21 protein-coding genes are annotated in these 22,118 nt (G+C 70.6%); 11 read left to right on the forward strand and 10 right to left on the reverse strand.

The window, feature by feature from the left end:
* Positions 1 to 240 precede the first annotated feature (240 nt).
* Positions 241 to 2,628 (forward strand): MMPL family transporter, encoded by a 2,388-nt coding sequence (locus tag ACF08F_RS26550; protein ID WP_392301043.1) that lies wholly within the window; start codon positions 241 to 243, stop codon positions 2,626 to 2,628.
* Between the two features lie 52 nt (positions 2,629 to 2,680).
* Here the strand turns inward: ACF08F_RS26550 and ACF08F_RS26555 are convergent, their stop codons facing one another.
* The 6 genes from ACF08F_RS26555 to ACF08F_RS26580 form a co-directional block, all read right to left on the reverse strand.
* On the reverse strand, positions 2,681 to 4,099 hold the full coding sequence (locus ACF08F_RS26555; RefSeq protein WP_392301044.1) for an NAD(P)/FAD-dependent oxidoreductase: 1,419 nt from the start codon (positions 4,097 to 4,099) through the stop codon (positions 2,681 to 2,683).
* 37 nt (positions 4,100 to 4,136) lie between these two features.
* Positions 4,137 to 4,931 carry an ABC transporter permease gene (locus ACF08F_RS26560; RefSeq protein WP_392301045.1) on the reverse strand — a complete coding sequence of 265 codons (795 nt, stop codon included), beginning with the start codon at positions 4,929 to 4,931 and terminating at the stop codon, positions 4,137 to 4,139.
* Positions 4,931 to 5,866 (reverse strand): ABC transporter permease, encoded by a 936-nt coding sequence (locus ACF08F_RS26565; RefSeq protein WP_392301046.1) that lies wholly within the window; start codon positions 5,864 to 5,866, stop codon positions 4,931 to 4,933. The genes ACF08F_RS26560 and ACF08F_RS26565 overlap by 1 nt, the downstream gene beginning before the upstream one ends.
* A 91-nt stretch (positions 5,867 to 5,957) precedes the next feature.
* Positions 5,958 to 7,127 (reverse strand): ABC transporter ATP-binding protein, encoded by a 1,170-nt coding sequence (locus tag ACF08F_RS26570; RefSeq protein ID WP_392301047.1) that lies wholly within the window; start codon positions 7,125 to 7,127, stop codon positions 5,958 to 5,960.
* A gap of 43 nt (positions 7,128 to 7,170) precedes the next feature.
* Positions 7,171 to 8,418 (reverse strand): PotD/PotF family extracellular solute-binding protein, encoded by a 1,248-nt coding sequence (locus ACF08F_RS26575; protein WP_392301048.1) that lies wholly within the window; start codon positions 8,416 to 8,418, stop codon positions 7,171 to 7,173.
* Positions 8,419 to 8,468: 50 nt separating this feature from the next.
* A complete protein-coding gene (locus ACF08F_RS26580) occupies positions 8,469 to 9,983 on the reverse strand; it encodes a gamma-aminobutyraldehyde dehydrogenase (RefSeq protein WP_392301049.1) in 1,515 nt (504 codons plus the stop codon).
* A gap of 175 nt (positions 9,984 to 10,158) precedes the next feature.
* Between ACF08F_RS26580 and ACF08F_RS26585 the strand changes: the two genes are divergently transcribed.
* Positions 10,159 to 10,707: an NADAR family protein gene (locus ACF08F_RS26585; RefSeq protein ID WP_392301050.1), complete on the forward strand. Its 549-nt coding sequence runs from the start codon at positions 10,159 to 10,161 to the stop codon at positions 10,705 to 10,707.
* 78 nt (positions 10,708 to 10,785) lie between these two features.
* Here ACF08F_RS26585 and ACF08F_RS26590 read toward each other — a convergent pair whose 3' ends face one another.
* Positions 10,786 to 11,451: a DUF4190 domain-containing protein gene (locus ACF08F_RS26590; RefSeq protein ID WP_392301051.1), complete on the reverse strand. Its 666-nt coding sequence runs from the start codon at positions 11,449 to 11,451 to the stop codon at positions 10,786 to 10,788.
* A gap of 75 nt (positions 11,452 to 11,526) precedes the next feature.
* Between ACF08F_RS26590 and ACF08F_RS26595 the strand changes: the two genes are divergently transcribed.
* From ACF08F_RS26595 to ACF08F_RS26635, 9 genes are all read left to right on the forward strand, one after another.
* Entirely contained in the window at positions 11,527 to 12,558 is a 1,032-nt protein-coding gene (locus tag ACF08F_RS26595) for an adenosine deaminase (RefSeq protein WP_392301052.1), read from the forward strand.
* 19 nt (positions 12,559 to 12,577) lie between these two features.
* Positions 12,578 to 13,267: a glycerophosphodiester phosphodiesterase gene (locus ACF08F_RS26600; protein ID WP_392301053.1), complete on the forward strand. Its 690-nt coding sequence runs from the start codon at positions 12,578 to 12,580 to the stop codon at positions 13,265 to 13,267.
* Positions 13,264 to 14,043 (forward strand): SAM-dependent methyltransferase, encoded by a 780-nt coding sequence (locus tag ACF08F_RS26605; RefSeq protein ID WP_392301054.1) that lies wholly within the window; start codon positions 13,264 to 13,266, stop codon positions 14,041 to 14,043. Before ACF08F_RS26600 ends, ACF08F_RS26605 begins: the two co-directional genes overlap by 4 nt.
* A gap of 29 nt (positions 14,044 to 14,072) precedes the next feature.
* Positions 14,073 to 15,230: a sensor histidine kinase gene (locus ACF08F_RS26610; RefSeq protein ID WP_392301055.1), complete on the forward strand. Its 1,158-nt coding sequence runs from the start codon at positions 14,073 to 14,075 to the stop codon at positions 15,228 to 15,230.
* Positions 15,227 to 15,904 (forward strand): response regulator, encoded by a 678-nt coding sequence (locus ACF08F_RS26615; RefSeq protein ID WP_392301056.1) that lies wholly within the window; start codon positions 15,227 to 15,229, stop codon positions 15,902 to 15,904. Before ACF08F_RS26610 ends, ACF08F_RS26615 begins: the two co-directional genes overlap by 4 nt.
* A 128-nt stretch (positions 15,905 to 16,032) precedes the next feature.
* Entirely contained in the window at positions 16,033 to 17,205 is a 1,173-nt protein-coding gene (locus ACF08F_RS26620; protein WP_392301057.1) for a serine hydrolase domain-containing protein, read from the forward strand.
* An 80-nt stretch (positions 17,206 to 17,285) separates the two neighbouring features.
* Complete coding sequence (locus ACF08F_RS26625; protein ID WP_392301058.1) at positions 17,286 to 17,951, forward strand: Crp/Fnr family transcriptional regulator; 666 nt, start codon at positions 17,286 to 17,288, stop codon at positions 17,949 to 17,951.
* Positions 17,952 to 18,046: 95 nt separating this feature from the next.
* Positions 18,047 to 18,208: a hypothetical protein gene (locus tag ACF08F_RS26630; protein WP_392301059.1), complete on the forward strand. Its 162-nt coding sequence runs from the start codon at positions 18,047 to 18,049 to the stop codon at positions 18,206 to 18,208.
* Between the two features lie 34 nt (positions 18,209 to 18,242).
* Entirely contained in the window at positions 18,243 to 18,566 is a 324-nt protein-coding gene (locus tag ACF08F_RS26635) for a hypothetical protein (RefSeq protein ID WP_392301060.1), read from the forward strand.
* Positions 18,567 to 18,636: 70 nt separating this feature from the next.
* Here ACF08F_RS26635 and ACF08F_RS26640 read toward each other — a convergent pair whose 3' ends face one another.
* The 3 genes from ACF08F_RS26640 to ACF08F_RS26650 form a co-directional block, all read right to left on the reverse strand.
* On the reverse strand, positions 18,637 to 19,182 hold the full coding sequence (locus tag ACF08F_RS26640; protein ID WP_392301061.1) for a hypothetical protein: 546 nt from the start codon (positions 19,180 to 19,182) through the stop codon (positions 18,637 to 18,639).
* Positions 19,183 to 19,249: 67 nt separating this feature from the next.
* Positions 19,250 to 20,413 (reverse strand): spermidine/putrescine ABC transporter substrate-binding protein, encoded by a 1,164-nt coding sequence (locus ACF08F_RS26645; protein ID WP_392301062.1) that lies wholly within the window; start codon positions 20,411 to 20,413, stop codon positions 19,250 to 19,252.
* A 147-nt stretch (positions 20,414 to 20,560) separates the two neighbouring features.
* Positions 20,561 to 21,997, reverse strand: coding sequence for a gamma-aminobutyraldehyde dehydrogenase (locus tag ACF08F_RS26650; protein ID WP_392301063.1), 1,437 nt, complete (start codon positions 21,995 to 21,997; stop codon positions 20,561 to 20,563).
* Positions 21,998 to 22,118 lie beyond the last annotated feature (121 nt).

The following is a 22,118-nucleotide window of genomic DNA, read 5'->3' on the forward strand; positions in this document are numbered from 1 at the left end:
CACAACGATCTCCTTCCGCGTGGACACGGTGTCCACCCGGAGAGAGCGGGGTCGGCGCCTTCTCTTACGCGACTTCGGGGCACGGGTTGAAAGTGATCCGGATCACGCGGCGTACGGCGGGCGTCCGATCGGGTGGACGGCCGCGGGCCGGGTGGGCGGGCTCCCTCGGTCGCCGGGCCCTCCGTGTTCGTATGGGCCTCCGTCCTGCCCAGTCGCACCGGCCTCGTTACGGGAGTACCCATGCCGTTTCCGCAGTCATCGGGTGGTACCGCGCCGGGTGGTGCCGCACCGGCCGGCAAGGCCGCCCGCAAGGGGTTGCTGCGGCGTACCGGCGAGTGGTCGGCCCGGCACTTCGTCGTCGTGCTGGCCGCCTGGGTGGTGGCCCTGGGCGCCCTGGTCGGGCTGAACCACGCGTACGGCGGCGAGTACTCGGACAACTACGCGCTGCCCGGCACCCAGTCCCAGGACGGGCTCGACGTGCTGCGCGCACACGAGCCCGCCGCCGGCGGCTACAGCGCGCAGGTGGTGCTGTACGACGGCGCCAAGCCGCTCACGGGCGTCAGCGACCAGATCTCGTCCGCGGTCGCCTCGCTGAAGAAGCTTCCGCACGTCCTGAACGCCACGGACCCGCTCCCGGCGCCCGGCAGCACCCCGCCCTCCCCTCCCCCGGGCACCCCGAACGTCGGCCCGCTGTCCACGGACGGCAAGACCGCGTACATCACCGTCCGCTTCGACGTCCAGCCCGGCACCCTCGGCGACGACTACCTGACCGGGGTGGACAGCGCCGTGGAACCCCTGCGCGCCGCCGGGGTGCAGGTCGAGTACGGCGGTTCGCTGGGCGAGCTGGCCCGGCCCGAGGCGGACGACCGGGTCAGCGAGATGATCGGCTTCGGGGTCGCGATCGTCGTCCTGATCATCGGCTTCGGCAGCCTCATCGCCGCCGTGCTGCCCCTGGTCACCGCCCTGGTGGCGGCCGTCTGCGGCCTCGCGGTGCTCGGTCTCCTCGCCTCCGTCTGGACCTTCGCGACCGTCTCGCCGACCCTGGCCACGATGATCGGCATCGGCGTCGGCATCGACTACGCGCTCTTCCTGATCACCCGGCACCGGCAGCTGCTGATGAACGGCCAGGACCCGGTCACGGCGGCCGGCCTGGCCACCGCGACCAGCGGCCGGGCCGTCCTCGTCTCGGGCTGCACCGTCATCATCGCCCTCTCCGGACTGTGGGTCTCCGGGCTGAGCTTCATCGGACTGCTGGGCCTGGCGGCGACGTCCACCGTGGTCACGGCCGTCGCGGGCGCCCTCACACTCGTCCCGGCGATGCTCGGGCTCATCGGCCGCCGCATCGACCGGCTGCACATCGGCACCCCCGTCGCCGAGACGGACCCGACGCCCGCCGCCGCGCCCGGAGGGGCGCGGCCCGGCGCGGCGCGGGCCGGCGCCGCGCAGGCCGGTGAGGTGCAACCCGGCGAGGTGCACGGCACCTGGCACCGCTACGCGCTCCGCGTGGAGCGCCGTCCCTGGTGGTTCCTGAGCGCGGGCGTCGCCGTCCTCGCCGTCCTCTCCATCCCGCTGTTCTCCATCCAGCTCGGCCACATCGGCGACGGCGCGGACCCGGAGTCCTTCACCGACCGGCGCGCCTTCGACCTGATGTCCGCGGCCTTCGGCCCCGGCTCCAACGGGCCCCTGACACTGGTCATCGACCAGACCTCGGTCCCCGCGGCCGACCGCTCCGCCCTGGCGAGCCAGGCCCAGAAGGCGCTCACCGGTGTCCCCGACGCCGCCCTGATCACCCCGCTCACCCCGACCTCGGACGGCGACGTCCTGATCGCCACGGCCTACTCGGTCGCCGCCCCGCAGGACCAGGCCACGACCTCCCTGACCGAGCACCTGTCCGACGACGTCCTCCCGCAGGCGGTCGAGGGCACCACCGCGGCCACCTACGTCACCGGCACCACCGCCGCGCAGGTCGACTTCCTGGAGATCGTCTCCGGGCGGCTGCTGCTCATCATCGCCGTGGTCGTCGCGCTCGCGTTCCTCGTCATCCTGATCGTCTTCCGGGGCCCGCTCGTGGCGCTCAAGGCGGCGGTGCTCAACCTGCTGTCGATCGCCGCCTCGTACGGCGTCGTCGTCGCCGTCTTCCAGTGGGGCTGGGGCGGACCGGCGCTCGGGGTCAACGGCGACGTGCCCATCGAGAGCTATGTGCCGATGATGATGTTCGCCATCGTCTTCGGCCTGAGCATGGACTACGAGATCTTCCTGCTGTCCCGGGTCCACGAGGCGTGGCTGCGCACCGGCGACGCGAAGGGGAGCGTGGCGCACGCGCTGGAGATCACCGCGCGGGTCATCACCTGCGCGGCGCTCATCATGGTCAGCGTCTTCGCGGCCTTCGTCCTCAACGACAGCATCGTGATCAAGATGATGGGGCTCGGCCTGGCCGCGAGCGTGCTCATCGACGCGACGGTCGCGCGGCTGCTGCTCGTGCCCGCGGTGATGACCCTGCTCGGGAAGTGGGCCTGGTGGACCCCGCGCTGGCTGGACAGGATCCTGCCGCACGTCGACACGGAGGGCGAGGGCGAGCTGGCGCAGGCGGGCGGGAACGGCGCGGCGGGGCCACGGCGGACGCCGTGACCCCGCCCAGCCCGGGAGGACGCGCGGGTTCTGACAGCCTCTAGGACAGGTCCTAGCTGTCGAAGCCCAGGCCCAGCCGGTCCATCGTCTTCAGCCAGAGGTTGCGCCGGCCTCCGTTCTCGTCGGCGCGGGCCATCGCCCACTTGGTGATGCCGATGCCGGCCCAGGCGATCGGCTCCGGCGGGAACGGCAGCGGCTTCGAGCGGACCATGTCCAGCTCGGTGCGCTCGGTGCGCTCGCCCGCGAGCAGGTCGAGCATGACGTCCCCGCCGAAGCGGGTCGCGCCGACGCCGAGGCCGGTGAACCCGGCCGCGTACGCGACCTTGCCCTTGTGGGCCGTACCGAAGAAGGCCGAGAAGCGCGAGCAGGTGTCGATCGCGCCGCCCCAGGCATGGCTGAAGCGCAGGCCCTCCAGCTGCGGGAAGCAGCGGAAGAAGTGCTCGGCCAGCTTGAGGTAGGTCTCCGGGCGCTGGTCCATCTCGGCGTCGAGCTTGCCGCCGAAGGGGTAGATCGCGTCGTAGCCGCCCCAGAGGATGCGGTTGTCGGCCGTGATCCGGAAGTAGTGGAACTGGTTGGCGGAGTCGCCGAGGCCCTGCCGGTTCCTCCAGCCGACGGAGGCGAGCTGCTCGGGGCTGAGCGGCTCGGTCATGAGGGCGTAGTCGTACACCGGGACGGTGTAGTGCCGGACCCGCTTGACCAGCGACGGGAAGACGTTGGTGCCGAGCGCGACCCGGCGGGCGAGGACCCGGCCGTACGGTGTGCGCACACCCATGCCCGCGCCGACGGAGACCAGCTCCAGGCCGGGGGTGTTCTCGAAGATCCGGACGCCCAGGTCGAGGCAGGCCCGCTTGAGGCCCCAGGCCAGCTTCGCCGGGTTGAGCATGGCGACGCCGCGGCGGTCCCAGAGGCCGCCGAGGAAGGTCGGCGAGTCGACCTCGGCCCGGACGGCGTCCCGGTCGAGGAGTTCGAGGCCGTCCGCGAGACCGAGCCGCTCGATCTCCTCGTACACCTCGTGGAGTTCCTCGACCTGGTACGGCTCGGTGGCCACGTCGATCTCGCCGGTGCGCTCGAAGTCGCAGTCCAGGGAGTAGCGGGCGACCGCCGCCTCGATCCCGTCGAGGTTCCGCTCGCCGAGCTCCTCCAGCTTGGCCAGCTCGCCCGGCCAGCGGGCGAGGCCGTTGCCGAAGCCGTGGGTGAGGGAGGCGGCGCAGAAGCCTCCGTTGCGGCCCGAGGCGGCCCAGCCCACCTCGCGGCCTTCGATCAGTACGACATCCCGGGAGGGTTCGCGCTCCTTGGCGAGGAGCGCGGTCCACAGTCCGCTGTAGCCGCCGCCGACGACGAGGAGATCACACTTCTCGGTGCCGGTGAGGGCGGGCAGGGCTCCGGGCTTGCCGGGGTCTTCCAGCCAGAAGGGGACGGGCTGGGCGTCGGAGAGAGATTGTGCAGCGAGACGCATGGCAACTGGGGCCATGGTTTCCAACTCCTTCGGTGCCTGAGCTTCTCTTCGCTCAGGCTGTTGCTGTTTTCTTGCGCCGGTTCGTAATGATTTGCCCGGCTACCACCATGACTACCGCGAGGACGAACATCGCGGTGCCGATGACGTTGATCTGAACGGGGGTTCCGCGCTGCGCCGAGCCCCAGACGAACATGGGGAAGGTGACGGTGGAGCCCGCGTTGAAGTTGGTGATGATGAAGTCGTCGAACGAGAGTGCGAAGGCGAGCAGCGCACCGGCGGCGATGCCGGGCGCGGCGATCGGCAGGGTCACGCGCAGGAAGGTCTGCACGGGGCCCGCGTAGAGGTCGCGCGCGGCCTCCTCCAGGCGCGGGTCCATGGACATGACCCGGGCCTTGACCGCCGTCACGACGAACGACAGACAGAACATGATGTGGGCGATCAGGACCGTCCAGAAGCCCAGCTCGATGCCCATGTTGAGGAAGAGCGTGAGCAGCGAGGCGGCCATGACGACCTCGGGCATCGCCATCGGCAGGAAGATGAGCGAGTTGATCGCGCCGCGCGCCCGGAAGCGGTACCGGACCAGCGCGAAGGCGATCATCGTGCCGAGGACGAGCGCGCCGACGGTGGACCAGGCGGCGAGCTGGAGCGAGAGGGAGAGCGACTCGCACATGTCGGCGACGCCGCAGGGGTCCTTCCAGGCGTCCAGCGAGAAGCGCTGCCAGGAGTAGTTGAAGCGGCCGTTCGGCTTGTTGAACGAGAACACCATGACGACGATGTTCGGGAGGATCATGTACGCGAGCGTGAGCAGGCCCGCGACGACGACGAGGTTCTTCCGGAGCCAACGCATCAGACCAGGTCCTCCGTGCCCGCTCGGCGGATGTAGACGGTGACCATGACCAGCACGATCGCCATGAGGATGAAGGAGAGCGCGGCAGCCGTCGGGTAGTCGAGGACCCGGAGGAACTGCGACTGGATGACGTTGCCGACCATCTTGGTGTCGGTCGAGCCGAGCAGTTCGGCGTTGACGTAGTCACCGCTCGCCGGGATGAAGGTGAGCAGGGTGCCGGAGACGACGCCGGGCATCGACAGCGGGAAGGTCACCTTGCGGAAGGTCGTCGCCGGGGAGGCGTAGAGGTCCTGCGCGGCCTCGTGCAGCCGGCCGTCGATCCGCTCCAGGGAGGTGTAGAGGGGCAGGATCATGAACGGCAGGAAGTTGTACGTGAGACCGCAGACCACCGCCATCGGCGTGGCGAGCACGCGCTCGCCCTCGGTCCAGCCGAGCCAGCTGGTCACGTCGAGGACGTGCAGCGCGTTCAGCACGTCGACGACGAGGCTGTCGTCCGCCAGGATCGTCTTCCACGCGAGCGTCCGGATGAGGAAGCTGGTGAAGAACGGGGCGATGACGAGGACCAGGAGCAGGTTGCGCCAGCGGCCGGCCTTGAAGGCGATCAGGTACGCCAGCGGGTAGCCGAGCAGCAGGCAGAGCAGGGTCGCGGTCCCGGCGTACAGCAGGGAGCGGACGAACTGCGGCCAGTACTCGGTGAAGGCGTCCCAGTACGTCTGGAAGTGCCAGGTCACCTGGAAGCCCTGCTCCAGGGAGCCGGTCTGGACCGAGGTCGAGGCCTGGTAGACGAGCGGCAGCGCGAAGAAGACGAGCAGCCAGATGATGCCGGGCAGCAGCAGCCAGTACGGGACGAGCCGCTTGCGGGTGGAGGGCTTGCGCAGAACCGGTTCCTCGACCGGCGCCGCACCCTCCGTCTTCGTCAGGGTGGTGGTGCTCATGCTGCACCTCCTTCGTTCGCTTCTCCGCCCGCGAGGCGCAGAGGTGCGGCCATCGTCGTCAACTGCGGGCCGGTGGCCTCGCGTGCGTCGCTCACAGGGAGTCCTCCACCGTCTCCACGCCCGCGTCGATGTCCTGGGCGGCGTCGAGCCCGAAGGTGTGCGCCGGGTTCCAGTGCAGGACGACCTCGGCCCCGGGGCGGAGTCGCGCGTCCCTTTCGATGTTCTGCTCGTAGACCTGGAGCTCCGCGCCCGCCGGGCTGTTCACCACGTACTGCGTGGAGACGCCGATGAAGGAGGAGTCGGCGATCCGGCCCACGACCCGGTTGCGGCCCTCGGCTATCGAGCCCGCGTCGTCGGCGTGCGCGAGCGAGATCTTCTCGGGGCGGACGCCGACGAGCACCTTGCCGCCCTGGCGGACGGCGGAGGTACAGCGGTCGCCGGGGACCCGGAGCTTGCCGCCGCCGGCCGTGACCACCACGTCCGAACCGGTCTCCAGGACCTCGGCCTCGATGAGGTTCGAGGTGCCGAGGAAGTTGGCGACGAAGGTGGTCTGCGGGTTCTCGTACAGGTCGGCGGGGGCGCCGAGCTGCTCGACCCGGCCGCCGTTCATCACCGCGACCTGGTCGGCCATGGTCATGGCCTCCTCCTGGTCGTGGGTGACGTGGACGAAGGTGATGCCGACCTCGGTCTGGATCCGCTTGAGCTCCAGCTGCATCTGGCGGCGCAGCTTGAGGTCGAGCGCGCCGAGCGGCTCGTCGAGGAGCAGGACCTGCGGGTGGTTGATGAGCGCGCGGGCCACGGCGACGCGCTGCTGCTGGCCGCCGGAGAGCTGGTGCGGCTTGTGGCGGGCCTTGTCGCCGAGCTGGACGAGCTCCAGCATCTCGTCGACCTGCTTCTTCACGGACTTGATGCCGCGGCGGCGCAGGCCGAAGGCGATGTTCTCGGAGATGTCCATGTGCGGGAAGAGCGCGTAGGACTGGAAGACGGTGTTGACCGGCCGCTTGTACGGCGGGAGGTCCGTGACGTCCTTGTCGCCGAGGAAGACGGTGCCGGTGCTCGGGTCCTCCAGGCCGGCGATCATGCGCAGGGTGGTGGTCTTTCCGCAGCCGGAGGCGCCGAGCAGGGCGAAGAAGGAGCCCTGCGGGACGGTCAGGTCGAGCGGGTGGACGGCGGTGAAGGAGCCGTACGCCTTGCTGATCCCGGTGAGACGGACGTCGCCGCCGCCAGTGTTCTTTCCGGTGTGAGCAGTCTTGTCAGTCATGGGTTGCTGTCCCAGGGAGTGAGAGAGGTGGACGACGTCGGGCTCAGGCGCCGATGAGCTTGGCGAACTTCTCCTCGTACGCCGTCTCCTCCGCGCTGGTGAGCGAGCGGAAGGCGCGCGACTTCTTGGCCATGGCCTTGTCCGGGAGGATCAGCGTGTTGTTCGCGAGCTCGGGGTCGATCTTGGCGAGTTCGTCCTTCACCCCGTCGACGGGGCACACGTAGTTGATGTACGCGGCGAGCTGCGCGGCGACGGGAAGCTCGTAGTAGTGGTCGATGAGCTTCTCGGCGTTGGCCTTGTGCTTCGCCTGCGCGGGGACCAGCAGGTTGTCGCTGGAGGTGATGTAGCCGGCGGACGGGATGGCGAACTTGATGTCCGGGTTGTCCGCCTGGAGCTGGATGACGTCACCGGCCCAGGCGAGGCAGGCGGCCAGGTCGCCCTTGTCCAGGTCGGAGGTGTAGTCGTTGCCGGTGAAGCGGCGGATCTGCTTCTTGTCGACGGCCTTCTGGAGCCGGCCTATCGCCTCGTCGTACTCGGCGTCGGTGAACTTCCCCGGGTCCTTGCCCATGTCGAGGAGGGTCATGCCGACGGTGTCGCGCATCTCGGTGAGGAAGCCGACCCGGCCCTTGAGGGAGGGGTCGTCGAGGAGCTGGGTGACCGAGTCGACCTTCTTGCCGCCGGTCGCCTTGGAGTTGTACGCGATGACGGTGGAGATACCGGTCCAGGGGTACGAGTAGGCGCGGCCCGGGTCCCAGTCGGGGCGCCGGAACTGGGCGGAGAGGTTCGCGAAGGCGTTGGGGAGGTTCGCGGGGTCGAGCCGCTGCGCCCAGCCGAGGCGGATCATCCGGGCGGCGAGCCAGTCGGTGACGCATATCAGGTCGCGGCCGGTGTCCTGGCCGGCCGCGAGCTGCGGCTTGATCTTGCCGAAGAACTCGACGTTGTCGTTGATGTCCTCGGTGTACTTGACCTTGATCCCGGTGCGTTTCGTGAACGCCTCCAGCGTGGGACGCGACTTCTCGTCCTCGCTGATGTCCATGTACTCGGTCCAGTTGGAGAACGCGATGCTCTTCTCCTTGGCCGAGAGGTCGGTGGAGGCGGGACCCTGTCCCTCCCGCTTGGCCGGCGGGATACCACAGGCGCTCAGGCCGGCGAGACCGCCGACCGTGAGCGCGCCGACGCCGCCCGCGCGCAGCATCGAACGGCGGCTGAGTGCACCCCGGCCGTTCGTCATGCTGCGCCGCATCGCCGCCAGCTGCGCGGCGGACAGGCTTTCGGGCTCGTACTGCTCCATGCGCTGTGCCCTTTCGGGAGGGGTGGGCCGCTGGTCGGGCGGCGGATCTGCTATCGGTCCCCGAAGATCGTGCGGTGCCAGTCCTTCGCGGCCACCGCGGTGTTGTCGAACATCACGTGCTTGACCTGCGTGTACTCCTCGAAGGAGTACATCGACATGTCCTTTCCGTATCCCGACGCCTTGGTGCCGCCGTGCGGCATCTCGCTGATGATCGGGATGTGGTCGTTGACCCAGACGCAGCCCGCCCGGAGCTCCCGCGTGGCGCGGTTCGCCCGGAAGACGTCACGGCTCCAGGCGGAGGCGGCGAGGCCGTACGGGGTGTCGTTGGCGAGCCGGATGCCCTCGTCGTCGCTGTCGAAGGGCAGGGCCACCAGGACCGGTCCGAAGATCTCCGACTGCACGACCTCGCTGTCCTGCGCGGCGCCGGTGATCAGGGTCGGACGATAGTACGCGCCGTCCTTCAGGTCACCCCCCGGGGCTTCGCCGCCGGTGACGACGGTGGCGTAGCCGCGGGCGCGCTCGACGAAGCCGGCGACGCTGTCGCGCTGGGCGTGGCTGACCAGCGGGCCGAGGTCGGTGGCGGCGTCGAAGGGGTCGCCGACGCGGACCGACTCCATCAGTTCGGCGACGCGGGCGACGAAGGCGTCGAAGAGCGGGCGCTGGACGTAGGCGCGCGTCGCGGCGGTGCAGTCCTGGCCGGTGTTGATGAGGGAGGCGGCGACGGCTCCGTGGGCGGCGGCCTCCAGGTCGGCGTCGTCGAAGACGACGAAGGGGGCCTTGCCGCCGAGTTCGAGGTGGAGCCGCTTCACGGTGGCGGTGGCGACCTCGGCGACGCGCTTGCCGACCGGGGTGGAGCCGGTGAAGGAGGTCATGACGACGTCGGGGTGGCCGACGAGGTGCTCGCCGACGACCCGTCCGGAGCCGCTGACGATGTTGATGACGCCGTCGGGGATGCCGGCCTCGGTCGCCGCCTGCGCGAACATCAGCGAGGTCAGCGGGGTGATCTCGGCGGGCTTGAGGACGATCGTGTTGCCGGCGGCGATCGCCGGGAGGATCTTCCAGGCGGCCATCTGGAGCGGGTAGTTCCAGGGGGCGATGGAGCCGATGACGCCGATCGCCTCGCGCCGGATGTACGAGGTGTGGTCGCCGCTGTACTCGGCGGCGGCCTGGCCCTGGAGGTGGCGGGCGGCGCCGGCGAAGAAGGCGGTGTTGTCGACCGTGCCCGGTACGTCGAACTCGGTGGTGAGGCGGAGCGGCTTGCCCGCCTGGAGGGACTCGACCCGGGCGATGTCCTCGGCCCACTCGGCGAGGACGCCGGCGAAGCGGTGGAGGGCGTCGGAGCGCTCGCCCGGGGTGGCGCCCGACCAGCCGGGGAAGGCGGCCTTGGCGGCGGCGACGGCCTCGTCGACGTCGGCGACGGAGGCGAGCCGGTAGGTGTAGACGCCCTCGCCGGTCGCGGGGTTGACGATCGTGTGTTCCCGGTCGGAGGTTCCGGCCCGGAGCCGTCCGCCGATGTACTGTGCGCCGTCCGCGAAGCGGTCCGTCACCTGGAAGCGGTTGCCCATGACGCTCTCCGTTGTCCCAGCTCGAATTGAGTGCCGATCCTGACATGAGGATGCCACCCCAACAAGTGATTCCGTTGTTGCCTTTTGGTTACGCAACGGAATCGGTCGACCATGTGTCGAGGTGGCCGGAAAATCTCCGTACGGAGTGTCCGTGGCGGATGCCAGACTCGCATGCATGAAAAAGATCGACGAGCTGACGCAGCAGGTCAACGCGGGTGAGCGCGTCAAATGGCTGCACTTCTGGGGCCACCGTCCGCACCCCGACGGGCGGCTCTCGGCGAGCTGCCTGAGCCAGTGGTGGCCGGCACCCTTCGTGGTCGACGGCAAGCGGTACGCGACCGCCGAGCACTGGATGATGGCGGCCAAGGCGCGCCTCTTCGGGGACGCGGACGCCGAGCGCTCGGCGCTCGCCGCACGCACCCCGGCGGAGGCCAAGAAGGCCGGCCGACTCGTGCGGAACTTCGACGAGACGGTGTGGGAGCGGGAGCGCCTCGGCATCGTCGTCGAGGGCAGCGTCCACAAGTTCTCCTCGGACGAGGCCCTGCGGGCGTACCTCCTCGGTACGGGCACCCGTGTCCTCGTGGAGGCGAGCCCGGTCGACCGGATCTGGGGCATCGGGCTCGCGGCCGACGACCCGGCCGCCCACGACCCGGCCCGCTGGCGCGGCCTGAACCTGCTGGGCTTCGCCCTGATGGAGGCCCGGGACCGGCTGCGCAACGGCTGAGTGCGCGGCGTACCCCCGGGACATGACAAGGGCCCCGCACCTCGGTGAGGTGCGGGGCCCTGTCGGCTGCCGGTGCGGTCAGCGGGTGCTCTCGACGACCAGGCTGTTGTACGGGTCCCCGTCCGAGGAGGCCGCGCCGCCCTCGGCGATCGCCCAGATGACGAAGCCGAGGAAGACGCCGCTCACCACGATGCCGATCGAGCCGAGGACGACGCCCGCGAGCGCCATGCCCCGGTTGGTCGCCTCGCCCCGGCCGGCCTTCTTCATGCCGATGATGCCGAAGATCAGCGCCAGGATGCCGAGGACGACGCCCAGGCCGTACATGCAGAAGCCGGCCACCGCGATGATGCCGAGCACCATCGAGGCGATGCCCATGCCGTTGGCGGGCTGCTGCCAGCCGGGCGGCTGGCTCCCGGCGTACCCCGTGCCGTAGGAGGGGTACCCGTACCCCGCCCCGGCCGGCGTGGTTGCCGGGGTGCTCGCGGCGGACGGGTACCCGTAGGAACCGGCCGGCGGAGTGGCGGCCGGGTAGCCGTAGCCGGGCGTGGCCGCCGGGCCGCCGGGAGCGACCGGCGGCGGCGGGACGTCGTTCACGGCCGGCATGGACGTGACCGTCATCTGGTCGTGCACCGCCGGGGTCGACGGCGACACGGGCTTGCTCAGCTCCACGCCGTCGCGGTTCGGCGGAGCCCACGGGTCCGCCGGGTCGTACCCGCCCTGCGGCTGGTCTCGGTTGTCAGACATGGGCCTCCCCCATCGTGGTCACGCCATGCTACGACCTCCCCCCTCGGAGGGAACCGCCCGGCCTACGATGATCCGATGACCGACCTCCATCCCTTCATCGCCGGCCTCCCCAAGGCCGAACTGCACGTCCACCACGTCGGCTCCGCCTCGCCCCGGATCGTCGCCGAACTCGCCGCCCGTCACCCGGACTCCAAGGTCCCGACGGACCCCGAGGCTCTCACCGACTACTTCACGTTCACGGACTTCGCGCACTTCATCGAGGTCTACCTCTCGGTCGTCGACCTGGTCCGCACCCCCGAGGACGTCCGGCTGCTGACCTTCGAGGTCGCCCGTGACATGGCCCGGCAGAACATCCGGTACGCCGAACTGACCATCACCCCGTACTCCTCCACCCGCCGCGGCATCGACGAGCGCGCCTTCATGGCGGCGATCGAGGACGCCCGCAAGGCGGCCGAGGCCGAGTTCGGCACGATCCTGCGCTGGTGCTTCGACATCCCCGGCGAGGCCGGCCTCGTCTCCGCCGAGGAGACCGCGCGGCTCGCCACCACGGACGGGATCCGCCCCGAGGGCCTGGTCTCCTTCGGCCTCGGCGGCCCCGAGATCGGTGTCCCGCGCCCGCAGTTCAAGCCGTACTTCGACCTGGCCCGCGCCGCCGGTCTGCACTCCGTCCCGCACGCGGGCGAGACGACCGGCCCGGAGACGGTCTGGGACGCGATCAACGACCTGGGCGCCGAGCGCATCGGCCACGGCACCAGCTCCGTCCAGGACCCGGCGCTCCTGGCCCACCTGGCCGAGCACCGGATCGCCCTGGAGGTCTGCCCGACCTCCAACATCGCCACGCGGGCCGTCGCCACGCTCGACGAGCACCCGATCCGGCAGATGGTGGACGCCGGCGTCCTCGTCACGATCAACAGCGACGACCCGCCGATGTTCGGCACGGACCTCAACAACGAGTACGCGGTCGCCGCCCGGCTCCTCGGCCTCGACGAGCGCGGTGTCGCCGCCCTCGCGAAGAACGCGGTGGAGGCGTCCTTCCTCGACGCGGCCGGCAAGGCCAGGATCGCCGCCGAGATCGACACGTACACGGACGGCTGGCTGGCCCGCTGACGACGGCGAGAATGGGGCCATGCGCCCTGTCACTGCCGTTGGTCACCGCGGCGACCCGTACCGCGTCCGAGAGAACACGCTCCCCTCGATCGCCTCGGCGATCGAGCGGGGGGCGGACGCGGTCGAGGTCGACGTCCGGCTCACGAGGGACGGCGTGCCCGTCCTCCTCCACGACGACACCCTCAAGCGGCTCTGGGGCCACGACCGTCCCCTGTCCGCCCTCTCGTTCGAGCAGCTGCGCGAGCTGACGCGCGACGGGGTGCCGACCCTGCGCGAGGCGCTCCTGACCGCGGGCGAGCACCGGCTGATGCTGGACCTGCCCGGCGGGAACGAGGACTCGGTCCGCCGGATCGTCGGCACGGTCCGCGAGTGCGGCGCCGGGGAGCGCGTCTACTACTGCGCCGGGGCCGTCGCGATGCTCCAGGTGCGTGCCGCCGACCCGGCCGCCGAGATCGCCCTGACGTGGACCACCCTCGCCCCGCCCCGGCCGGTGCTGCTCGACGCCGTACGTCCGCGGTGGCTCAACTACCGTTTCGGGCTGGTGAGTCGGGCCCTGACCGAGCGGGTGCACCGGGACGGCCTGCTCGTCTCGGCCTGGACCGCGGACACCACCCGCACCATGCGTAAGCTGATCTTCAACGGGGTCGACTCGGTCACCACGAACCGGGTCGACGCACTGGCCGCCGCCCTGCGAAAGGCTCGCGCATGAACGACCGGATCCGCACCGACATCGCCCACAACGCCCGGGTGTGGAACTACTGGCTGGGCGGCAAGGACAACTATCCGGTGGACCGCGCCGTCGGCGACCAGGTCACCGCCTTCTACCCGAGCATCGGCGAAGTGGCCCGCGCGGACCGGGCGTTCCTCGGCCGGGCGGTGACGCATCTGGCCGCCGAGGCGGGCGTACGCCAGTTCCTCGACATCGGTACGGGTCTGCCGACCGCCGACAACACCCACGAGGTGGCGCAGCGGGTCGCCGCCGACTCCCGGATCGTCTACGTCGACAACGACCCGATCGTCCTCACCCACGCCCGCGCGCTCCTGACCAGCGCGCCGGAGGGGGTCACCGAGTACGTGGACGCGGACGCGCGGGACCCGGAGACGATCCTGGCGGCCGCGGGCGCGACGCTCGACCTGTCCCGTCCGGTCGCGGTGCTGATGCTCGGCATCCTCAACTTCGTCCTGGACACCGGCGAGGCCCGGGCGGTCGTGAAGACCCTGATGGACGCCCTCCCCTCGGGCAGCCACCTGGTCCTGACCCACCCGACGCTGGAGCCGGAGCTCGGCGGCGAGGGCAACAGGGCCGCGATGGCCTTCTGGAACGAGAACGCGACCCCGCCGATCACCGCCCGCGGCCGGGCCGAGTTCACCTCCTTCCTGGAGGGGCTCGACGTGCTGGAGCCGGGCATCGTGTCCTGCGCCCGCTGGCGCTCCGAGGAGGGCGACGTGGTCGCGCAGTTCGGCGCGGTGGGCCGCAAGCCGTAATGGGGGTACGGGGGGAGACGCGGGGCGGCATGGCCGGGGCCGTGCGGAGAGGGTGGGAGCGGACGCGGCGCTGGGGCGCGGCCAACCCGTGGGCGGTGGACATCGGGCTCGCGCTCCTCGTGCAGGCGGCGATGACGATGCCGTTCGTGGTGCCGCGCCCGCCCGAGCTGGAGCCGGCGACCTGGCCCGCGTACGGTCTGACGACGCTCACCGTGCTGCCGCTGGTCTGGCGGCGGCGCGCGCCCTTCGCCGTCCTGCTCGCGATCCTCGCGGCGAGCGCGCTGTACACGCTCGCGCTGGAGGGGCCGGGGCAGCCCCTGCCGTACACCGGGCTCGTCAGCGTCTACACGATCGCCGTGCTGTCCCCGCCGTGGAAGCGGTTGACGACGGCGGCCCTGCTCATGGTCGCGGTGCCCGCGTCGGTCGGCCTCAACACCCGCTCCGTGCGGGAACTGACCTTCTCCCTCTTCGTGTTCGCCGCCGCGTACGTCTTCGGCAGGCTCCAGGACGCCCGGCAGCGGGAGCACCGGATCGAGGCCGAGCGGGCCGCCGCGCGCGAACGGGCCCGGATCGCGCGGGAGATGCACGACATCCTGTCGCACGCGGTCAGCCTGATGGTGGTGCAGGCGGAGGCGGGGCCGGTGGCGGTGCGGGCGGCCCCGGAGCGCGCGGAGGCGGCCTTCGACGCGATCTCGGCGACCGGCCGCGACGCGATGACCCAACTGCGCCAGATGCTGGGGGTGTTGCGCGAGGGCTCGGAGGGCGGGGGCGCCCCGCGCGAGCCGCAGCCCGACCTGGCGGGCATTCCCGGGCTGGTCGAGCGGGTCCGGAGCAGCGGCGGCCTGGCCGTCACCTACACCACCGAGGGCGGGGTGCGCTCCCTTCCCGCGGCGACCGGCGCGAGCGCCTACCGGATCGTCCAGGAGGCCCTGACGAACGTGGTCAAGCACGCCCGCGCCCGCACGGTGGACGTCCGGCTGGCCCACGAGGAAGGGGTGTTGCGCGTGAGCGTGACGGACGACGGGCGCGGCCCGCAGGCGGGTGCGGGCGGCCACGGCCTCGTCGGCATCCGGGAGCGGGCGGCCGCGCACGGCGGTACGGCCGTGATGGGCCCGGGGCCCGGCGGCCGGGGCTTCGAGGTGCGGGTACTGCTCCCCGTACCGTCCACGACGGAGGTGGCGGGATGACGGTCCGGGTGGTGGTCGCGGACGACCAGGAGCTGGTCCGCAGCGGTTTCGCGATGATCCTGGACGCGCAGCCGGACATCGAGGTGGTCGCCGAGGCCGGGGACGGGGCGGAGGCCGTCGAGGCGGTGCGCCGGCTCGCGCCGGACGTGGCGCTGCTCGACATCCGGATGCCCCGGACGGACGGCATCGAGGCCTGCCGGACGATCAGCGCGGAGTCGCGCTGCCGGACGGTGATCCTGACGACCTTCGACACCGACGCGTACGTGTACGAGGCGCTGCACGCGGGGGCGAGCGGCTTCCTCCTCAAGGACGTGCGCAGGGACGACCTGGTGCACGCGGTCCGGGTCGTGGCGGCGGGCGAGTCGCTGCTCGCCCCGTCCGTGGCCCGGCGGCTCGTGGAGCAGTACACGGCGGGCGGCCCCCGCAGGACGGCCCCGGATCCACGGCTCGACGTGCTGACCGGCCGGGAGCGGGAGACGCTGCTGCTGCTCGCGCGCGGACTGTCGAACGCGGAGATCGCGGCGGAGCTGGTGGTGAGCGACCACACGGTGAAGACGCACGTCGGGAACGTGCTGGCGAAACTGGGGCTGCGCGACCGGATCCAGGCGGTGATCTGCGCCTACGAGACGGGCCTGGTCGCGGCGGGCTCTCCCCCGCCCGGGGGAGGCCGGTAGCGCGCCCCTCCCCCGCGTCGGCGAGAAACCCGCCCCCGCGAGACCGCCGGTACGGGCGATCCGCGGATCCTCCCTGGTCAGCAGGATGGAGCCATCGAGAACAACGGCTCACACCACGGGAGTTGACCATGAAGAAGTCCGCCCGCACGCTGCTCGCCGCCGCCCTGGTCCTGGGGGTGGCGGCGGGACCGTCGATCGTCCCCGCCACGGCCGCGACCGCGCCGCCGGCCACCACCGTCGCGGCCCCGTCCCTGGAGACGGCGATGGCGGCCGCGATCGCCGGTCTCCCCAAGGCCGACGCGACGGCGGCGCTGGTCCGGGTCGGCGGCTCCGAGGGTTCCTGGCAGGGCAGTTCGGGCGTCCACGACCTGGAGAGCGACTCCCCCGCGGATCCGGCCGGCCGCTTCCGGGCCGGTTCGGTGACGAAGGTCTTCACGGCGGCGACCGTCCTCCAGCTCGCCGCCGAGGGCCGGATCGACCTGGACCGGCCGGCCCGCTCGTACCTCCCGAGGCTGATCCCCCGCGCGTACGGCGAGGTGACCGTCCGCCAGCTCCTGAACCACACGCACGGCATCCCGGCCCCGGACTTCCGGGGCGAGACCGTCGAGGAGTGGTACGAGAACCGCTTCCAGCTCCACGACCCGGAGGAGATGGTCCGCTCGGCGACGGCGAAGCCCCGCGAGTTCGGGCCGGGCGAGAAGCAGCACTACCTCAACATCGGGTACACGATCGCCGCCCTGATCGTGGAGCGGGTCACCGGCGACACGTACGAGCGGCAGGTCGAGCGGCGGATCCTGCGCCCGCTCCGCCTCCGCGACACCTACTTCCCGGGCACGGACCCGAGGATCGCCGGTCCGCACAACCACGGCTACCAGACGATGCGGCTCGACGACGGGACGACCGGCCTGCGGGACGTCACCGTGTGGGGGACGACGGACGGCTGGGCGGCCGGCGACCTGGTGTCGACCACCGCGGACCTGGAGCGGTTCACCCGGGCGCTGTTCGCGGGCCGGGTGGTGCGCGGACCGCTCCTGGAGGAGATGTTCACCTTGCCCCGGGTCCAGGACGCGAAGTCGGGCGCCCCGGCCGCCTTCTCCGCCGGCCTGTCGATGAAGCGGCTCGGCGGGCGCGAGGTGTGGGGCAAGACGGGCGGCCGCTGGGGCTACAACGCGGCGATCGCCTCGACCCGGAACGGCGAACGGACCCTCGTCTACAGCGTCAACTCCACCGACGCCAAGGGCCAGGACACGAACAAGACGGCCCTGAAGATCATGGTGGCCGCGTACGGCCTCCCGGGGTAGACGGGCGCCCGGATCGCCGCGCCAGGGAGCCACGTACGTGTATTCGCACACACTCCCATGCACAGAACTACACTCGGATGATGCAGAAGGATGCGACATCACCCCTCGAAGACGAGAGCCAGGTCCGCGAGCTGGAGAGCCTCGGCACCCCTGTCACCTTCCAGGCCGGGCAGACGATCTTCACGGAGGGGCACCCGTCCCACACCGTCCTCCTCCTCAAGGAGGGACACGTGATCGTGAGCAAGGCCGACGAGGGCTCGGAGATTCTCCTCGCAACCCGTGGCCCAGGGGCTGTGCTGGGCGACGAGGGCGTCCTCATGTCCGAGGTGCGGTCCGCCACCATTCGCGCGCTGACCAGGGTGTCCGGCGTGGACATCTCGGCCGACAAGCTCCTCCGCTTCGTCAATGAGAAGCACCTGTGGCCGGGAATGTACCGCAGCGCGGTGAAGCGCCGCCGGGAGTCCGACGAGGAACGGACCATTCTCGCGCGACACAGCGTGAAGGTCCGCCTGGCCCGATGGCTGGTCGCCGTGGCCGAGGAGATGGGCGAGCAGACGGGCGAAAACTGGTTGATCGACGTCGCGTTCTCCCAGCAGGACATCGCGAGCCGGATCGGATCCTCACGGGAGGGAGTCGCCACGGCCCTCCGCAACCTGAGGGAGGAAGGACTGGTCAGCACGGGCCGCCAGACGCTCACCCTGCACGACATGCACGCTCTGCGCGCCACGGCACAACTGAAGGAGTAGACACACACAGGGCTCTGTGTAATTCTGCACAGACGACAGTGAACTCCTGCCGTGGAGTTCACGCCTGCACACATGGGGGAGCTTTGACTCTTCAGGTGATCGGAGCCCTGTGCATCCTCGTCGCGCTGGTCGGCGAAGGCCTCAAGATCAGCGAGGTGGAGGTTCGCCAACTCTCACGAGCCCGCGCGATCACACTGGCAGCAGCAGGGATTCTCTTCATCGCCCTGCCGCTGCTGACGGGAGGCCCGACCTCCTGACCTGCACCCCCGTCCGACGAATCCGTGGTGGACCATGACAGAACAACTAGGCCCCTTCCAAGGCATATGGGATGCATGGACCGAGGCCGAGCAAGAGATCGCCCGGAAGCCCCTGTCACACTTCGAGCGAGCCACTCAGATCCAGTTCGAAGAGCTGAAGGAGCACCTCTCCCAAGGAAACCGTGAGGCGGCGGCCCGCGAGCTCATCGACGTGGTCAGCATCGCCCTGAACAATCTGAGGAACCTCGGGTTCACCCCCCAGGAGATCGCGGAGATCGCACAGGACCGGGCGGCCCGACGGATGAAGGGCCAGGCGAAGGAGATCCTGGAGAAGTACGGGGAAACCTACGGGATCTAGCAACGCCGACGCACAGGCGACTCTCCGGATCGCGTCGCGCGATCCGGAGAGTCGCTTCACGCGGCGCCGGTCAACGCGGCGCCGGCGCACCGATCGAGGGCGAGGTCACGACCACGGCCTCCAGCCGCTTGATCATCCGGCGTACGTGGAGCAGCGGCAGGATGCCGATGACGCCGAACGACATGTCGATGACCGACCACCAGAAGGGGATGCCCCGGATCGGCCCGCAGATCAGGGCGAGCGGGACGATGCCGACGCAGGCGATCATCCCGAACTCGACGACCCAGATGTTGCGGACGGGGTCGCGGTAGGCGCCGTAGAAGGCGACCGCGATGACGAGGTGTGCGAAGGCCAGCCAGTCGGTGCCGTAGAGCAGGTACGGCGCTTGCGCGTCGGCGGTTTCGAGACCGCCCCGCACCCGCTCGATCCACTCGGCGAGCCCCGGGAAGAGGTCGGCCACCGGCGCCGCCCAGCCGTCCAGCGCGGAGTCCAGGAGCCGGAGTTCCGTGACGAGCGGGAAGGCGGTGACCCCGCTCAGCACCAGACAGACGACGAAGACGACCAGCCAGACGCGAATGCGCGTGAGAAGGGCCCTGGGCCCGTTCGTATCGCTCATGACGGCAGCCTACGCCTGACCTGAACGTGTTCAAAAATGGGGGGCGGGTACCTCGGGGCGGGCTTCCTCACAGCCCCACGATCGCGTTCCACCTCTTCGCGAACTCCTGGCGCTCGTCGGCGCGGATGTCCCGGGCGATGGCGAGGCGGCCGCGCATCTCGGCGTCCGGGAAGATCAGCGGGTCCTCGGCGAGGGCCACCAGCTCCTCGTCGCCGGAGTCCGCGAGGACGTTCTGGGCGGCGGGGACCGGGCAGACGTAGTTGACCCAGGCCGCGAGCTCGGCGGCGACCTCGGGCTCGTAGTAGTAGTCGATCAGCTTCTCGGCGTTGGCCTTGTGCAGGGCCCTGTTGGGGATCATCAGGGACTCGGCCCACAGTTCCCCGCCCTCCTCCGGGACGACGAACTCGATGTCCGGGTTGTCGGCCTGGAGCTGGATGACGTCGCCGGAGTACGCCTGGCAGGCGAGCACGTCCCCGGTGGACAGGTCCTTGATGTAGTCGTTGCCGGTGAAGCGGCGGACGTGCTTCTTCCGGACGAGGCCCTCGATCTGCTCGCACAGGGCGTGGAAGTCGTCGCGCGTCCACCGGGTCACGTCCACCCCGTTGCCCTGGAGCAGCAGGGACATGGACTCGTCGAGCCCGGACAGCAGGGTGACCTTGCCGCGCAGGTCGTCGGCCCACAGCTCCTTCGTGGAACGGAGTTCGCGGCCGAGCTTCCTGCGGTTGTACGCGATGCCGGTGATGCCGGACTGCCAGGGCACGCTGTGCAGCCGGCCCGCGTCGAAGGCGGGGTCGAGCAGCTGCGGGTTGAGGTGCTTCGCGACGTGCGGCTGCGCGGTGCGGTCCATCTCCTGGACCCAGCCGAGCCGGACGAAGCGGGCGGCCATCCAGTCGCTGACGACGATCAGGTCGCGGCCGGTCTCCTGGTGGTTCATCAGGGCCGGGCCGATCTTGCCGAAGAACTCGTCGTTGTCGTTGATCTCCTCCGTGTAGCGGACGGAGATCCCGGTGCGCTCGCGGAAGGCGTTCAGCGTCGGGCGCCTGGACGTGTCGTCGTCATCGGTGTCGATGTAGAGCGGCCAGTTGGCGAAGTCGAGCGTCCGGTCGCGCGCGGACAGGTCGCGGCCGGCCCGGTCGCGCTCGTCGACGTACGCGGCGGGGACGCCACACCCGGCGAGCGCCGCGGCCGCTCCGACACCGCCGATGCCGCGCAGCAGGGACCGGCGGGACATGGTGTTCCTGGCTATCGCTCTCACCCGGACAGCATCCACACCCGCGGCCACCTGCGGCAATGGACGCTCCGTCGAGCGACGGCACGCGGCCCCGACACCCTGTCGACCAGGGTGCCGGGGCCGCGTTCACAGGAGGAACCGAGGGCGTCAGCCCAGGGAGGTCATGACGTGCTTGATGCGCGTGTAGTCCTCGAAGCCGTACGCGGAGAGGTCCTTGCCGTAGCCGGACTTCTTGTAGCCGCCGTGGGGCATCTCGGCGACGAGCGGGATGTGGGTGTTGATCCACACGCAGCCGAAGTCGAGGGCCTTGGACATGCGCATCGCGCGCGCGTGGTCCTTGGTCCAGACGGAGGAGGCGAGGGCGTACTCGACGCCGTTCGCGTACTCCAGGGCCTGGGCCTCGTCCGTGAAGGACTGGACGGTGATGACCGGGCCGAAGACCTCGTTCTGGACGATCTCGTCGTCCTGCTTGAGGCCGGAGACGACGGTCGGGGCGTAGAAGTAGCCCTTGTCGCCGACGCGGTGGCCGCCGGCCTCGACCTTGGCGTGGGCCGGGAGGCGCTCGATGAAGCCGGCGACCTGCTTCAGCTGGTTGGCGTTGTTCAGCGGGCCGTAGAGCACGTCCTCGTCGTCCGGCTGGCCGGTCTTCGTCTCGGCGGCGGCCTTGGCGAGGGCGGCGACGAACTCGTCGTGGATGGCCTCGTGGACGAGGACGCGGGTGGCGGCCGTACAGTCCTGGCCGGCGTTGAAGAAGCCCGCGACGGAGATGTCCCCGACGGCCGACTCGATGTCGGTGTCCTCGAAGACGACGACCGGGGCCTTGCCGCCCAGCTCCAGGTGGACGCGCTTGACGTCCTTGGCCGCCGACTCGGCGACCTGCATGCCGGCGCGGACCGAGCCGGTGATGGAGGCCATCGCCGGGGTCGGGTGCTCGACCATGGCCCGGCCGGTCTCGCGGTCACCGCAGACGACGTTGAAGACGCCCTTGGGGACAATCTGCCCGATGATCTCGGCCATCAGGACGGTCGACGCGGGGGTCGTGTCCGAGGGCTTGAGGACGACGGTGTTGCCCGCGGCGAGGGCCGGGGCGAACTTCCACACGGCCATCATCATCGGGTAGTTCCACGGCGCGACCTGGGCACAGACACCGACGGGCTCGCGGCGGACGATGGAGGTCATGCCCTCCATGTACTCGCCGGCCGAGCGGCCCTCCAGCAGGCGGGCGGCACCGGCGAAGAAGCGGATCTGGTCCACCATCGGCGGTACCTCCTCGCTCCCGACCAGGGCGGTCGGCTTGCCGGTGTTCAGCACCTCGGCGGCGATGAGGTCCTCGGCGCGCTCCTCGAAGGCGTCGGCGATCTTGAGGAGCACCTTCTGGCGCTCGGCCGGGGTGCTGTCACGCCAGGCGGGGAAGGCGGCCGCGGCGGCCTCCATGGCGGCATCGACGTCGGCCTGCCCGGAGAGCGGGGAGGTGGCGTACACCTCGCCGGTGGCCGGGTTGACCACCTCAATGGTGCGGCCGTCGGCCGCGTCGCGGAACTCCCCGTTGATGTAGTTACGCAGCCGGCGCAGCTCGGTGGTCACTTGCCACCCCTCCTGTCACGTTCTGTCTTCGCACGTCCTTGTGCGGTGTCCCGATGGGCGAGACACCTCAGCCTAGTCGCTCGACAGACGCTTTCAACAGCCCCGACCCTCCGCAACTTCG

The sequence above is a fragment of the Streptomyces sp. NPDC015130 genome, assembly GCF_043080005.1.
Lineage (GTDB): Bacteria > Actinomycetota > Actinomycetes > Streptomycetales > Streptomycetaceae > Streptomyces.